The organism is Mycobacterium sp. 1274756.6 (genome assembly GCF_001668625.1).
Taxonomy (GTDB): domain Bacteria; phylum Actinomycetota; class Actinomycetes; order Mycobacteriales; family Mycobacteriaceae; genus Mycobacterium.
Genome location: NZ_LZLJ01000093.1, coordinates 374,213 through 387,760 on the forward strand (window position 1 = coordinate 374,213; position 13,548 = coordinate 387,760).

The following is a 13,548-nucleotide window of genomic DNA, read 5'->3' on the forward strand; positions in this document are numbered from 1 at the left end:
TGACGGTCATGGCCGAGCAGCTGACGATCCCCGCCTCGATCAAGCCCCGCGACGGACGCTTCGGGTCCGGACCGTCGAAGGTGCGCCCCGAACAGTTGCAGGCGATCTCCGGCAGCGCCGCGGGCCTGTTCGGCACCTCGCACCGCCAGGCGCCGGTGAAGGACCTGGTCGGCCGGGTGCGCAGCGGGCTGCGGGAGTTCTTCGCCCTGCCCGACGGCTACGAGGTGATCCTGGGCAACGGCGGCACCACCGCGTTCTGGGACGCCGCCGCCTTCGGGCTGATCCGGGAGCGCTCCCTGCACCTGACCTACGGCGAGTTCAGCAGCAAGTTCGCCTCGGCGGTGGCCAAGAACCCGTTCGTCGGCGACCCGGTGGTCGTCTCCGCCGACCCGGGCAGCGCCCCGGAGCCGCAGTCCGACCCGTCGGTGGACCTCATCGCCTGGGCGCACAACGAGACCTCCACCGGGGTGGCGGTGCCGGTGCGCCGGCCGGCCGGCTCGGAGGGGAAGCTGATCGCCATCGACGCCACCTCCGGTGCCGGTGGTCTGCCGGTCGACGTCGCCGACGCCGACGCCTACTACTTCGCACCGCAGAAGAACTTCGCCGGTGACGGCGGTCTGTGGCTGGCGCTGCTGAGCCCGGCCGCGCTGCAGCGGGTCGAGGAGGTCGCCGCGTCCGGCCGGTGGGTGCCGGACTTCCTGTCGCTGCCGATCGCGGTGGACAACAGCCTGAAGAACCAGACCTACAACACCCCGGCGATCGCCACCCTGGTGATGCTGGCCGAGCAGCTCGACTGGCTGCTGGGCAACGGCGGGCTGGACTGGGCGGTGGGCCGCACCGCCGATTCCTCGCAGCGGCTGTACTCCTGGGCGGAGAGCCGGCCCTACACCACCCCGTTCGTCACCGATCCGGCGCTGCGCTCCGCGGTGGTGGGCACCATCGACTTCACCGACGAGGTCGACGCCGCCGCGGTCGCCAAGATGCTGCGGGCCAACGGCATCGTCGACACCGAGCCGTACCGCAAGCTGGGGCGCAACCAGTTGCGGGTGGCGATGTTCCCGGCGGTGGACCCCGAGGACGTCAGCGCGTTGACCGAGTGCGTCGACTGGGTGGTCGAGCGGCTGTAGCCGCCCGGAGCCGACCCGGGCCGTCCGGTCCCGCGTGTCAGCCCGATAACGGCCGGTTGCTGCACTACAGTGCGGGTACGGGGCCGGGCCGCGGTCTAGCCAGCAACCTCGCGAGGAGATGTGATGCGCGAACTCAAGGTCGTTGGACTCGACACCGACGGCAAGCGCATCATCTGCGAATCCGGCGACTCCGCCGAGAAGTTCGCGTTGCGTATCGACGACCGGCTGCGCGCCGCGATCCGCGGGGACAGCGCCCAGGCCGGTCAGACCGAGATCGAGATCGAGGTCAACCACAACCGGTTGCGCCCCAAGGAGATTCAGTCCCGCATCCGCGCCGGCGCGTCGGTCGAGCAGGTGGCGGCGGCTACCGGCGCCGACATCGCGCGCATCGAACGCTTCGCCCACCCGGTGCTGCTGGAGCGGTCGCGGGCGGCTGAGCTGGCCACCGCCGCGCACCCGATGCTCGCCGACGGCCCGTCGGTGCTGACCCTGCTGGAGACCGTCACCGGTGCGCTGTTCGCCCGCGGCCAGGACGCCGAGGACGTCGACTGGGACGCCTGGCGCAACGAGGACGGCCGCTGGACGGTGCGGCTGGCCTGGAAGGCCGGGCGCACCGACAACGTCGCGCACTTCCGGTTCACCCCCGGCGCGCACGGCGGCACGGTGACCGCCGTCGACGACGCCGCCACCGCCTTGGTGGACCCGACCTTCGAGCGGCCGCTGCGCTCGGTGGCGCCGGTCGCCCAACTCGACTTCGACCAGCCCACCGCCCCGCCGGCGCCCACCGCTCCCCCGGCCGACGCGACCGCGCCCGCCGAGCCGAGCGAGCCGGCCGAGCCCGCACCGCCGACCCGCAGTCGGCGCGGCAAGCCGCAGGTGCCGGCCTGGGAGGACGTGCTGCTCGGGGTGCGCTCCAGCGGCCAGCGCTAGAGCCCCAGGTCAGACCACCAGCAGCACCAGCAACGCCACCCACGCCCCGGCGACACCGCACGCCGCGCCCAGCAGGATCCAGCGCAGCACCGGCACCCGCCGCCAGGACCACAGTGTCGGGGCCAGCCCGCCGACCGCGACCAGGTTCAGCCCCGCGGCGGCGAGCGGCTGAAACCGCGTCAACCCGATGCTGAGCACCAGGATCGTCGCCGCGGTCACCGCGGCCACGAAGCCGGCCACCGTCAACCCGGTGCCCCACGGGGTGGCGTCGTCGGTCACGGCGCGAGCTTAACCAAGGGTGCCGGCGCAGCGGACCCGCTCGTAGAAGGCCAGCGCCGCGGCGGTGGCGACGTTGAGCGAGTCGGTGCCGCGCGACATCGGGATGCGTACCCGCAGGTCGGCGCGGCGCAGCGCGGTCTGGGTGAGGCCGGGCCCCTCGGCGCCGACCAGCAGCGCCACCGGCCGGTCGGCAACCGCGGTCATCGCCTCGGCCAGCGGGCGGGCGCCGGCATCCGGGGTCAGGGCCGCCAGCGTGAAGCCGCGGTCGCGCAGGTCGTCGAGTTCGGCGGGCCAGGCGGTGGCGCGGGCGTAGGGCACCAGCAGGGCGTGGCCCATCGAGACCCGCACGGCGCGCCGGTAGAGCGGGTCGGCGCAGCCGGCCCCGAAGACCACGGCGTCGACGGCCAGGCCGGCGCCGTTGCGGAAGATCGAGCCGAGGTTTTCGTGGTCGTTGACCCCTTCGAGCACGGCGACGGTGCGGGCGCCGTCGACCAGGTCACCGACGGTGGGCAGGGCCACCCGGCGCGCGGCGGCCAGCACCCCCCGGTTGAGGTGGAAGCCGACCACCTCGGCCATCACCTCCGCCGAGACCCGGTAGTAGGGCGCGGTGGTGGCGGCCAGGTCGGCGCGCAACTCGGTGAGACGGCGGTCGGTGCCCAGCAGGGCCAGCGGGGCGAACCGGGAGGCCAGCATGCGCTGCACCACCAGGACGCCCTCGGCGATCACCAGGCCCTTGCCCGACGGCAGGTCGGGGCGCCGGTCGATGCTGTTGAGGTCGCGGAAGTTGTCCAGCCGCGGGTCGGCGGGATCGGCGATATCGACGACCTCGACCTGCTCGCGCACGGCGGGAAGACTACTTGCCCGCCGGTCGCGGTGGTGGACTCGGCTATGTTGAACGGCGATGCCCACCACCGTCGCGCCCCCGCCGCTGCCGGCGTCGTTGACCGAGCCGACGCCGGTTATCGCCGCCGGGGCGCTGGCCTGGCTGGTCGCCGCGGTCGCGGCGTTCCTGGTCCCGGCGTTGGAGAGTTGGCGGCCGGTGACGGTCGCGGGGCTGGGTGTGGGACTGTTGGGCACCGGGATCTTCCTGTGGCAGCGCAGCGCGGTGCGCCGCGGTGCCCGGGGTGCCCAAACCGGGCTGGACCGCTGACAACCGATACACGATTCAAGGAGAACCATGGCTGCCCCTCTTCTGCAGACACAGATCGACATCAACGCCCCGGTTTCGAAGGTGTGGGCGCTGATCGCGGATCTGGACAAGATGCCGCAGTGGAGCCCGCAGACCCGCAAGATGTGGCTGCGCGGGCCGCTGCAACCGGGCACCAAGACGGTCAACCTGAACCGGCGCGGCTTCGCGTTCTGGCCGACCACCTGCACCATCACCGAGGTGATCCCGGAGAAGAAGCTGGCGTTCAAGGTGAACACCAACGGCACCGTGTGGAGCTACCAGCTCGAGGAGACCGCCCAGGGCACCCGGGTGATCGAGAGCCGGCACGCCGAGAACGGCGTCACGCCGGTGTCGGCGATGAGCGTGAAGCTGATGGGCGGCGCCGAGGCGTTCGACCAGGAAGTGCTCGAGGGCATGAACGAGTCCCTCGCCAAGATCAAGGCCGCCGCGGAGAGCTGAGGTTCGCCGCGCCGGGGTGTGCGCTCAGGGTGATCGAGTGTGCACCCCCGGCTTAGGCCCCGAGTGAAGCTCCTCGGTGGCGCTCCACGGCGACGCTCCACAGCGACCGCTCCACGTCGACGCTCCACGGCGACGCTCCACAGCGACCGAGTGAAGCCTCATGGCGGAAAGATGCGCTGCAGCTACCTGAGACTTCACTCGCGGGGGGCAGTTGCTTCGTCCGCGGTGATTTCGGGCTCCGGCGCGTCGACCGCGACGCCCTCCGGGGCCGTACTTTCGGCGGCCGCGCCTTCAGGGACCGTGTCTTCAGCGGCCGCGTCTTCGGCGGCCGTGTCTTCGGCGGCCACAGTCTGTTCGCCCGCGGCTGACTCCGGCTGCTCGTCCTGCTCTTCGGCTGCCTGCTCGGTCGGCTCCGCCTGCTCAGCGGCGGTCTGCTCCTCGGCAGCCGGCTCCGCCTGCTCCCCCGCCCCCGACTCCGCGGGCGCGGCGGCCTCCACGTCGAGCACCCCGTCGTCGTAGGGCTCATACAGCGGCGAACCGCTCCCAGCGGGCGCCGGGGTGTCCGAATGCGCGCCGCAGCCGTACTCGCGGTCCACCACATGACCGTCGGCCGACATCTCGTTGGCGCAGACCCCGAACATCACGCCCAGCGAGCCGGCCAGCGGCAGGTAGAACCCGCAGGTACGGCAGACCCGCTTCGTGGACCGGGCCATCGCCGCAGCCGGACCGTACGACCCGTCGTGCCAGCGCTGCGCAGCCTTGGCCCGCCCCCACTGGCTGAGCACCCGCTTGCGGCCCAACCCGATCTCGGCGGCCACCTCGTCGACCGCCGGGTCGCCGCTGGCGGTGTGGCCGGGCACCAGTCGCGGGTCGTCCTCCGGGGTCGCCAGCAGGTCACCGGGGCCCAGGTCGCCGGGGCGCACCCGCTGCTCCCACGGCACCCACTCGGGCGCCAGCAACGCCGTCGGGCCGGGAACCAGCACCACCTCACTGACCGTGACCCGCTCAGCGCCCGGATGCGCGGCCACCACCACCGCCCACTGCCAACCCTGATAGCCGGGCAGTTGCGCCAGGAACCGGTGGGTGGCCGCGGCCGCGTCCTCGACGCTGGCCCCGAGGTACTCGCCCACCGCGTCGGCGCCGCGGTGCTCGGCGATCGCGGCGCGCGCCACCTCCTCGGCGGCGGTGAGCATGGCCGAAACCGCCGCGTCGACCGGGTCCGACTCGGCGGGCGGCGGGGTGGTGTCGGTGTTGGCGTCCATCGCCCCACATACTGCCGTACGCGCCGCCGACCAGCCACACCGATCGGCTGCGCCGGACCGCGCCCGGCATAGGGAACAATTGAGCCCATGTCGGATCGCAGGCGCCATCACCCGCTGCGGGGTCCGGCCGCCCCGGGGCCACGGGGGCGTACCGGCCCCGCCCGCGAGCATCCCGGGATGGCCAACTATCCCACCCCGCCGCGCGGCCCGCACAGCGGCAACCGCTACCTGCCGCCGCTGCACGACGAACCGCCCGCCGCCGCCCCACCCGACAACGGCGAGCGGCCCGGCGCCGCCCGCTCGGCCGCCCAGCGCAGCCGCGAGATGGGCTCGCGGATGTATGACCTGGTGCAGCGCGCCGCCACCGCCGACGGCGCCGACAAATCCGGCCTCACCGCGCTCACCTGGCCGGTGATGGCCAACTTCGCCGTCGACGCGGCGATGGCGGTGGCGCTGGCCAACACGCTGTTCTTCGCCGCTGCCACCGGGGAGTCCAAGGGCCGGGTGGCGCTGTACCTGCTGATCACGATCGCGCCGTTCGCGGTGGTCGCCCCGCTGATCGGGCCGGCCCTCGACCGGCTGCAGCACGGCCGGCGGGTCGCCTTGGCGATGTCGTTCGCACTGCGCATCGCGCTGGTGACGGTGCTGATCATGAACTACGACGGCGAGACCGGCAGCTATCCGTCCTGGGTGCTGTATCCGTGCGCGCTGGCCATGATGGTGCTGTCCAAATCGTTCTCGGTGCTACGCAGCGCGGTGACCCCGCGGGTGATGCCGCCGGGCATCGACCTGGTCCGAGTCAACTCCCGGCTGACCACCTTCGGGCTGATCGGCGGCACCCTGGCCGGCGGCGGTATCGCCGCCGGGGTGGAGTATTCGGCCAACCACCTGTTCCAGTTGCCCGGCGCGCTGTTCGTCGTGGTGGTGGTGGCCCTGGCCGGGGCTATCCTGTCGATGCAGATCCCGCGCTGGGTGGAGGTCACCACCGGTGAGGTGCCCACCACGTTGAGCTACCACGACGACGGGCCGCTGCGACGCGGCTGGCGCGATCACGCCCGGCAGGCCGGCGGCGCCCTGACCCGGCCGTTGGGGCGCAACATCATGACGTCGCTGTGGGGCAACTGCACCATCAAGGTGATGGTCGGGTTCATGTTCTTGTACCCGGCGTTCGTGGTGAAGTCGCACGACGCCGGCGGCTGGGAGCAGCTGACCATGCTCGGGCTGGTCGGCGCCGCGGCCGCCCTCGGCAACTTCGCCGGCAACTTCGCCAGCGCCCGGCTCAAGCTGGGCCGCCCGTCGGTGCTGGTGGTGCGCTCGGCGATGGCGGTGACCGCCGCCGCGCTGGCCGCCGCGGTGGCCGGCACCCTGATGATGGTGGTGCTGGCCGCGCTGGTGACCGCAGGTTCCAGCGCGATCGCCAAGGCCGCCCTGGACGCGGCGCTGCAAGACGACCTGCCCGAGGAGTCCCGGGCGTCGGCGTTCGGTCGCTCGGAGTCCTCGCTGCAGCTGTCCTGGGTGCTCGGCGGCGCGGTCGGGGTGCTGGTCTACACCGAACTGTGGGCCGGGTTCAGCGTGATCGCCGCGCTGCTGATCGTCGGGTTGGCGCAGACGGTGGTGAGCTTCAACGGGGACTCGCTGGTCCCCGGGTTCGGCGGCAACCGGCCGGTACGGGTCGAGCAGGAGGGTGGCATGGACGACGCCACGGCGGTGATCCGCCGATGACGCGGACGACGGCCGTGGTGGTCGCGGTGCTCACGGTGCTCGCGTCGGCCGCCGCCGGGGTCGGCGCCTGGTGGCTGGTGCGGAAGCCGGCCGGCCAACTCCCACAGATCAGCGTGTACTCCCACGGCAATTCCGCCCGGGTCGGGCCGTACTGGTACTGCGACGTGCTGGACCTGACCGACTGCGCCGAACCGCAGGAGATGGCCGAGTTGCCGGTGACCGGCCGCGACGTGGTCCAGCTCGCGGTGCCCCAGGCGATCGGGCGGGCGCCGTGGCGGCTGCTGCAGGTCTACGAGGCCGGGGAGATCAACACGGTGTTCCGCCCCGACACCCGCCTCGCGGTGACCATCCCGACCGTCGACCCGCACCGCGGCCGGCTGACCGGTATCGCCGTGCAGTTGATGACGCTGGTGGCCTACCCCGACGGTGAGCTGGGCCGCGCCCCGCACGCGGAGTGGTCGGTGGCCACGGTCTGGCCGGGCTGGGCGGAGTGGGCGGACGAGTCCGCCGAGTGAAGCTTGGCGTACACCGAGTGAAGCTTCAGGGAGCGACAACGCGTCCGCGAGCTACCTGAGTCTTCACTCGCGGGCGGGGTGCCCGCGGGCGAGGTGCGCGCATGGGTCGCGCGGCGCAGGGGGCTAGTCAGACCGCGCCGTGCCCGGGCAGCACCGCTTCACCGTCGCGGGGCGGCCCCGGCGGGGTGCCGTCGCCGAACGGGCGGCCGCCGAGCTCCTCGCGGCCGTGCGGGCTGAGCCAGTTGGCCAGATCCGGGCCCTGCGGCACGATCCGGGTGGGGTTCAGATCGGCGTGCACGATGTAGTAGTGCTGCTTGATCTGGGCGAAGTCGATGGTGTCGCCGAACCCCGGGGTCTGGAACAGGTCACGCGCGTACGCCCACAGCACCGGCAGCTCGGCGAGTTTCTGCCGGTTGCACTTGAAGTGCCCGTGGTAGACGGGATCGAAGCGGGCCAGGGTGGTGAACAGCCGCACGTCGGCCTCGGTGATGGTGTCGCCGACGAGGTAACGCTGTCCGGCGAGGCGCTCGCTGAGCCAGTCCAGGGCGTTGAACAGCCGGTCGTAGGCGGCGTTGTAGGCCTCCTGGGTGCCGGCGAACCCGCAGCGGTACACCCCGTTGTTGACCTCGGTGTAGACCCGCTCGGCGACCTCGTCGATCTCGTCGCGTAGCCGGTCGGGGTAGAGGTCGGGGGCGCCGTCGCGGTGGTGGGCGGTCCACTCGGTGGAGAAGTCCAGGGTGATCTGCGGGTAGTCGTTGGTGACCACCGCCCCGCTGGGCACGTCGACGATCGCGGGCACGGTGATGCCCTTGTCGTAGTCGGGGAAGCGTTTGAGGTAGGCGTCTTGCAGCCGCGGGATCTTCAGCACCGGGTCCACCCCGCCGGGGTCGAGGTCGAAGGTCCAGCTGCGCTCGTCGTGGGTGGGCCCGCAGAACCCGATCGAGATGGCGTCCTCGAGGCCGAGCAGGCGCCGCACGATGATGGTGCGGTTGGCCCACGGGCAGGCGCGGGCAACGACGAGCCGGTAGCGCCCGGCCTCCACCGGGTAGCCGTCGCGTCCGTCGGCGGTGATGCGGGTGGCGATGTAGTTGGTGTCGCGGGTGAAGTCCCCGGACGCGACGTAGTCGGCCATACCCGTCAGCTTGCCACCTGGTTGCCGGTGGCGATGTGGCGCAACAGGTTCTCCTCGCCGGATTCGCCGGGCTCCCAGTGCGCGATCCACGGTCCGGTGCCCTCGCTGGGGTCGAGGATGCCGGCTTCCAGCCAGGTGAACCGGCCCGCCAGCACGTCGCGGGACAGCTGGTCGTCGCTGCTGTCGGTGTTGGTCCACAGCGCGTCGAAGAGCGCGTCGACGCGCAGCGTGGCCTGCCGGCAGAACGCGTCGGCGAGCTGCTGGGCCGCCGCGGCGTCGCTGTCCCCGGCTGTGCGTTGCGCCTGCGCGCGCACGCAACTGGCCGCCATGGCGAACAGCTCGGCGCCGATGTCGACCACCCGGCCCAAGAACCCCTGCTTCTGTTCCATCGCCGCCTGCCAGCGGGCCATGCCGTAGAAGGTGTTGCGGGCCAGCTTGCGCGAGGCGCGCTCGACGAACCGCAGGTGCGGGGCGAGGGCGCCGAACTCGCGGTAGGTCAGCGGGGCATGACCGGCGCCGACGAGCAACTGCGGGAACCACTTCGCGTAGAAGCGGCTGGCGCCGGCGGCGGCGACGGCCTTGTCGCGCAGCCCGGCCTTGGGGTCGGCGAGGTCGCCGGCGGCCTGCAGGTGGGTGTCGACGGCCTCCCGCGCGATCAGCAGCCGCATGATCTCGCTGGAGCCTTCGAAGATGCGGTTGATGCGCAGGTCGCGAACCTGCTGTTCCACCGGGACGGCCCGCTCGCCGCGCGCGGCCAGCGACGCCGCGGTCTCATAGCCGCGCCCGCCGCGGATCTGCAGCAGTTCGTCGGCGATGACGCAGGCCATCTCACTGCTCCACAGTTTGGCCAGGGCGGCCTCGATCCGGATGTCGTTGCGGCCCTCGTCGGCCATCTGCCCGGACAGCTCCAGCACCGCATCCAGGGCGTAGCAGGTGGCGGCGATGAACCCGATCTTGGACGCGACCGCGCCGTGCTCGCCGACCGGGCGGCCCCACTGCACCCGTTCGGCCGACCATTCGCGCGCGATCTTCAGCGACCACTTCGCCGCGCCGGCGGCCATCGCCGGGATCGCCAGGCGGCCGGCGTTGAGGGTGGTCAGTGCGATCTTGAGCCCGTCGCCCTCCTTGCCGACGAGGTTCTCCGCCGGCACCCGGACCTGGTGCAGCCGGGTGACGCCGTTCTCGATGCCGCGCAGCCCCATGAACTCGTTGCGCCGCTCGACGGTGATGCCCGGCGAATCGGCTTCCACGACAAAGGCACTGATGCCGCCGCGATGTCCGTCGTCCTTGGGAACCCGGGCCATCACCACCAGCAGATCGGCGATAACGCCGTTGGTGGTCCACAGCTTGACCCCGTCGAGTTCGTAGCCGCCCTCGACCGGGGTGGCGGTGGAGGCCAGCCGCGCGGGGTCGGAGCCCACGTCGGGCTCGGTGAGCAGGAACGCGGAGATGGCGCCGGCGGCGCAGCGCGGCAAAAACCGCTTCTTCTGCTCCTCGGTGCCGGCGAGTTTGAGCGGTTCGGGCACCCCGATCGACTGATGGGCGCTCAGCAGCGCGCCGAGGCTGGGGTGCACGCCGGCGACGAGCATCAGCGCCCGGTTGTAGGCGACCTGCGAAAGCCCAAGTCCGCCGTACTCTTCGGGGATCTTCAGCCCGAAGCAGCCCAGTTCGGCCAGGCCGGTGATGTAGTCGTCGGGAATGCACGCGTCGCGTTCGATGACGCTGCCGTCGCAGGTCTCGAGGAAGGACCGCAGCCGGCCGAGGAATTCCTCGGTGCGCGCTTCGTCCTCGGCGCCCGGGTGCGGGAACGGGTGGATGAGGTCGAGCGGGAATCGGCCGAGGAAGATTTCCTTGGCGAAAGATGGCTTATCCCAGCCACTTTCGCGGGACTCTTCGGCGACTGCCCGCGCCTCCTCCTCGGTTACCTTCACTTGCTCAGCCATCGGGCACCTCCTCGCAGAACGCGGTTGAGGTGAGGGTTCCCGAAGGCCCGGTCGGGCAAACCGGCGGCGCCGGTCAGGCGTCGAGTTCGCGCGCCACCGCTTTGACCACTTCGGAGACCCGCCGCGCGGTCTTGCGGTCGGGGTAACGACCCTTGCGCAATTCGGGCTGCACCGCCCCTTCGAGCAGGGTGATCATGTCCTCGACCATGCCGTGCAGCTCGTCGGGGCTGTGCTTGTGGCTCGGCGTCGCCTCGCGACGCGACCGCGACACACTCGGCGGCGGGTCGAGCAACGTGAGGCTCAACGCCTGCGGGCCGCGGCGTCCCGCGGCCATCCCGAACTCGACGCGCTGACCGGTTTTGAGGGTCTCCACACCTTCCGGAAGTGCCGAGGCGCGCACGTAGACGTCCTCGCCGTCCTCCTGCGACAGGAAGCCGAACCCCTTTTCAGGGTCATACCACTTCACTTTGCCGGTCGGCACTGGAACTCACCTGCTTGTCTGACGGGTCACTCGAACGAGGCGACATGGCAAACGCCCCGCCGCTGCGGGGCGCGATGGTTCTCAATGTTACTCGGGCGCCGCGTCGGAAAGCACCCCGGTATTCGTCGGTAAGCTGGTCTTACCCCGCCCCTGACCCCGTTCCCGAAAGGGTGCAGGCATGACTTTGACGAGTTCACTCGGCGTGCCGACGGTGCCGCGCCGAGCCGACCGCCCACCGGAGGCGCCACCGGCGTCCGGCCCGCTGATCGACACCTACGGCCGGGTCGCGACCGACCTGCGGGTCTCGCTGACCGACCGGTGCAATCTGCGGTGCACCTACTGCATGCCCGCCGAAGGGGTTCCGTGGCTGCCGGCCAAGCAATTGCTGGAGCCCGAGGAGACCATCCGGTTGATCCGGATCGGCGTGACCCGGCTCGGCATCACCAACGTCCGGTTCACCGGCGGGGAGCCGCTGGTGGCGCGCCACCTCGAGCAGGTCATCGCCGCGACGGCCGCGCTGCGGCCCCGTCCCGAGATCGCGATGACCACCAATGCGGTGGGGCTGGCCGACCGTGCGCACACGCTGAAGGCGGCCGGACTGGACCGCATCAACGTCTCGCTCGACAGCGTGGACCGCAAGCACTTCGCCTCGATCACCCGCCGCGACCGCCTCGATGACGTCCTGGCCGGGCTGGCGGCCGCCAAGGCGGCGCGCCTGGAGCCGGTGAAGGTCAACGCCGTGCTCGACCCCACGACCGGGTTGCAGGACGCGGTGGAGTTGGTGCGCTACTGCCTCGGCAACGAGTTGCAGCTGCGGATGATCGAGCAGATGCCGCTGGACGCCGGGCACCGGTGGACCCGCAGCGCCATCCTGACCGCCGACGAGGTGCTGGGCGCGCTGCGCGAGCAGTTCAGCCTCGAGCCGGACACCGCGCCGCGCGGTTCGGCGCCCGCCGAGCTGTGGCGGGTCACCGACGAGGCCAGCGGCGAGACCGGCCTGGTCGGGTTGATCGCGTCGGTCTCCCACCCGTTCTGCGGGGCGTGTGACCGCACCCGGTTGACGCCCGACGGGCAGATCCGCAGCTGCCTGTTCGCCCGCGAGGAGAGCGACCTGCGCAGTCTGTTGCGCTCCGGTGCCGACGACGCCGCGATCGAGGCGGCCTGGCGGGCGGCGATGTGGCGCAAGCCGGCCGGGCACGGCATCAACGACCCGAACTTCATCCAGCCGAACCGGCCGATGAGCGCGATCGGCGGCTGACGACGATGGGTGGGGCGACGAGCCGGTCGATGCCGGTGACGGTGCGGTACTTCGCCGCCGCCCGCGCCGCGGCGGCCACCGACTCCGAGCAACTGACCCTCTCCCCCGACGCCACGGTCGCCGAGCTGGTGGATACCCTCGGCGGGCGCAACGCCGAGCTGGCGCGGGTGTTGGCGCGCTGCTCATACCTGTATGACGGGGTGGCGGTGCGCGACCCGCAGGCGCGGCTGAAGTCGGGCACGGTCATCGACGTGTTGCCGCCGTTCGCGGGCGGGTGAGCCGGCGGCAGGACGGCGGGTGGGCCGTCGAGCGCGCCGCCGGCCGAAACCGAGCTGTGACGTGATTTCGCTCACATAACGAAGAGATAACAGCGCGGCTACGGATTGATACCGACGGGTTTGACCTGCGGAAACGTCGGTTTTCCTGGGCGTTTTCGGTGTTTTGCGGCCGAAAACACACCTCCCCGATAGGGGTGACGACGCCGTGCGAACCCGCTACCGTCTCTCCCGGTGCGTCGAACCTTCCGGTCGGCGCATCGTTCCCGCCGGTAGCGCCTAGCTCCATCCGGCTGCGCGGGGACGCATGCAACATCGCGGATGGAGGCGGGGGACCCACCGGTCCACCCGGACCCGGAGTCGACGACGACTCCTTGGGGTGAAGCCGTTTTCCCTTCGGGGGTGACGGCCGGGCAGCCTCTCCAGCCCGAACCCGACAGCTGACTTCGCAGGCGTCCACACGAGAGGAACACAGCGGTTCTATGACTGGTCGGCACCGTAAGCCCAGCCAATCGAACTACAGCGTCGCCAAGATCGCCGTTACCGGCGCCGTGCTCGGTGGTGGCGGCTTCGCCCTCGCCGGTCACGCCGCGGCGGCGACCGACAGCGAATGGGACCGGGTCGCCAACTGCGAATCCGGCGGCAACTGGGGCATCAACACCGGCAACGGCTACCAGGGCGGGCTGCAGTTCGCGCCGAGCACCTGGAGCGCGCACGGTGGCGGCGAGTTCGCCGCATCGGCCCACCAGGCCAGCAAGGAAGCCCAGATCGTGGTCGCCGAGCGCGTCCTGGCCACCCAGGGCCGGGGCGCCTGGCCGGTCTGCGGCACCGGGCTGTCCGGGCCGAGCGAGCGCACCATGAGCGCGCCGAAGGAAGCTCCGCCGGAGGACCTGCCGCCGGTCAACGAGGACGTTCCGCCGCCCCCGGCGGACCCGCCGCCACCGTGCGCGCTCCAGGTGCTCGGCGCGAACTGCAGCCCGCCCTGGTAGCCGTCGGA

At 71.7% G+C, this 13,548-nt stretch carries 14 protein-coding genes, 1 pseudogene and 1 riboswitch; of the genes and pseudogenes, 9 read left to right on the forward strand and 6 right to left on the reverse strand.

Translation table 11 applies throughout. From position 1 onward, the window contains the following. Positions 1-8 precede the first annotated feature (8 nt). Together serC and sepH are read left to right on the forward strand one after the other, a co-directional pair. Entirely contained in the window at positions 9-1,127 is a 1,119-nt protein-coding gene (serC, locus tag A5643_RS16425; RefSeq protein ID WP_066857914.1) for a phosphoserine transaminase, read from the forward strand. Between the two features lie 123 nt (positions 1,128-1,250). Further along, entirely contained in the window at positions 1,251-2,057 is an 807-nt protein-coding gene (gene sepH / locus A5643_RS16430; RefSeq protein ID WP_066857917.1) for a septation protein SepH, read from the forward strand. Positions 2,058-2,066: 9 nt separating this feature from the next. Here the strand turns inward: sepH and A5643_RS16435 are convergent, their stop codons facing one another. Then, positions 2,067-2,336 (reverse strand): DUF2537 domain-containing protein, encoded by a 270-nt coding sequence (locus A5643_RS16435; RefSeq protein WP_066857920.1) that lies wholly within the window; start codon positions 2,334-2,336, stop codon positions 2,067-2,069. Between the two features lie 9 nt (positions 2,337-2,345). Continuing rightward, a complete protein-coding gene (locus A5643_RS16440; RefSeq protein WP_066857923.1) occupies positions 2,346-3,179 on the reverse strand; it encodes a TrmH family RNA methyltransferase in 834 nt (277 codons plus the stop codon). A 58-nt stretch (positions 3,180-3,237) separates the two neighbouring features. On the opposite strand from A5643_RS16440, the gene A5643_RS16445 reads away from it, so the two are divergent. Then, positions 3,238-3,486, forward strand: a complete 249-nt coding sequence (locus A5643_RS16445; RefSeq protein WP_066857925.1) for a DUF2530 domain-containing protein — start codon at positions 3,238-3,240, stop codon at positions 3,484-3,486. 27 nt (positions 3,487-3,513) lie between these two features. Continuing rightward, positions 3,514-3,963: an SRPBCC family protein gene (locus tag A5643_RS16450; protein ID WP_066857928.1), complete on the forward strand. Its 450-nt coding sequence runs from the start codon at positions 3,514-3,516 to the stop codon at positions 3,961-3,963. Positions 3,964-4,157: 194 nt separating this feature from the next. Here the strand turns inward: A5643_RS16450 and A5643_RS16455 are convergent, their stop codons facing one another. Continuing rightward, positions 4,158-5,225 (reverse strand): DUF3027 domain-containing protein, encoded by a 1,068-nt coding sequence (locus A5643_RS16455; RefSeq protein WP_082949007.1) that lies wholly within the window; start codon positions 5,223-5,225, stop codon positions 4,158-4,160. A gap of 87 nt (positions 5,226-5,312) precedes the next feature. On the opposite strand from A5643_RS16455, the gene A5643_RS16460 reads away from it, so the two are divergent. Next, the gene (locus A5643_RS16460; RefSeq protein WP_066857931.1) at positions 5,313-6,947 is read left to right on the forward strand and encodes an MFS transporter; all 1,635 of its coding nucleotides are present in this window, start codon (positions 5,313-5,315) and stop codon (positions 6,945-6,947) included. Continuing rightward, a complete protein-coding gene (locus tag A5643_RS16465; RefSeq protein WP_066857934.1) occupies positions 6,944-7,462 on the forward strand; it encodes a DUF2771 domain-containing protein in 519 nt (172 codons plus the stop codon). Before A5643_RS16460 ends, A5643_RS16465 begins: the two co-directional genes overlap by 4 nt. Positions 7,463-7,589: 127 nt before the next feature. Here A5643_RS16465 and A5643_RS16470 read toward each other — a convergent pair whose 3' ends face one another. The 3 genes from A5643_RS16470 to A5643_RS16480 form a co-directional block, all read right to left on the reverse strand. Next, positions 7,590-8,594: a glutathione S-transferase family protein gene (locus tag A5643_RS16470; RefSeq protein WP_066857937.1), complete on the reverse strand. Its 1,005-nt coding sequence runs from the start codon at positions 8,592-8,594 to the stop codon at positions 7,590-7,592. Positions 8,595-8,599: 5 nt separating this feature from the next. Further along, positions 8,600-10,537 (reverse strand): acyl-CoA dehydrogenase family protein, encoded by a 1,938-nt coding sequence (locus A5643_RS16475; protein WP_066857940.1) that lies wholly within the window; start codon positions 10,535-10,537, stop codon positions 8,600-8,602. Between the two features lie 73 nt (positions 10,538-10,610). Beyond that, positions 10,611-11,018 carry a cold-shock protein gene (locus tag A5643_RS16480; RefSeq protein ID WP_066857943.1) on the reverse strand — a complete coding sequence of 136 codons (408 nt, stop codon included), beginning with the start codon at positions 11,016-11,018 and terminating at the stop codon, positions 10,611-10,613. A gap of 178 nt (positions 11,019-11,196) precedes the next feature. On the opposite strand from A5643_RS16480, the gene moaA reads away from it, so the two are divergent. The 3 genes and pseudogenes from moaA to A5643_RS16495 all read left to right on the forward strand — a co-directional run. Further along, the gene (gene moaA, locus A5643_RS16485) at positions 11,197-12,276 is read left to right on the forward strand and encodes a GTP 3',8-cyclase MoaA (protein WP_066857946.1); all 1,080 of its coding nucleotides are present in this window, start codon (positions 11,197-11,199) and stop codon (positions 12,274-12,276) included. 29 nt (positions 12,277-12,305) lie between these two features. After that, positions 12,306-12,554, forward strand: coding sequence for a MoaD/ThiS family protein (locus A5643_RS16490; RefSeq protein WP_066857950.1), 249 nt, complete (start codon positions 12,306-12,308; stop codon positions 12,552-12,554). Positions 12,555-12,857: 303 nt separating this feature from the next. Continuing rightward, positions 12,858-13,023, forward strand: a riboswitch (cyclic di-AMP (ydaO/yuaA leader). Positions 13,024-13,033: 10 nt separating this feature from the next. After that, a pseudogene (locus A5643_RS16495) lies at positions 13,034-13,397 on the forward strand (transglycosylase family protein); the annotation flags it as partial. Positions 13,398-13,548: the final 151 nt, after the last annotated feature.

Excerpts from the sequence above, each read along its gene's own strand:
- A5643_RS16465 (WP_066857934.1), top strand. The coding sequence starts at position 6,944 with ATGACGCGGACGACGGCCGTGGTGGTCGCGGTGCTCACGGTGCTCGCG.
- serC (WP_066857914.1), top strand. The coding sequence starts at position 9 with ATGGCCGAGCAGCTGACGATCCCCGCCTCGATCAAGCCCCGCGACGGA.
- A5643_RS16490 (WP_066857950.1), top strand. The coding sequence starts at position 12,306 with ATGCCGGTGACGGTGCGGTACTTCGCCGCCGCCCGCGCCGCGGCGGCC.
- A5643_RS16475 (WP_066857940.1), bottom strand. The coding sequence starts at position 10,537 with ATGGCTGAGCAAGTGAAGGTAACCGAGGAGGAGGCGCGGGCAGTCGCC.
- moaA (WP_066857946.1), top strand. The coding sequence starts at position 11,197 with ATGACTTTGACGAGTTCACTCGGCGTGCCGACGGTGCCGCGCCGAGCC.
- sepH (WP_066857917.1), top strand. The coding sequence starts at position 1,251 with ATGCGCGAACTCAAGGTCGTTGGACTCGACACCGACGGCAAGCGCATC.
- A5643_RS16455 (WP_082949007.1), bottom strand. The coding sequence starts at position 5,225 with ATGGACGCCAACACCGACACCACCCCGCCGCCCGCCGAGTCGGACCCG.
- A5643_RS16460 (WP_066857931.1), top strand. The coding sequence starts at position 5,313 with ATGTCGGATCGCAGGCGCCATCACCCGCTGCGGGGTCCGGCCGCCCCG.
- A5643_RS16470 (WP_066857937.1), bottom strand. The coding sequence starts at position 8,594 with ATGGCCGACTACGTCGCGTCCGGGGACTTCACCCGCGACACCAACTAC.
- A5643_RS16445 (WP_066857925.1), top strand. The coding sequence starts at position 3,238 with ATGCCCACCACCGTCGCGCCCCCGCCGCTGCCGGCGTCGTTGACCGAG.
- A5643_RS16450 (WP_066857928.1), top strand. The coding sequence starts at position 3,514 with ATGGCTGCCCCTCTTCTGCAGACACAGATCGACATCAACGCCCCGGTT.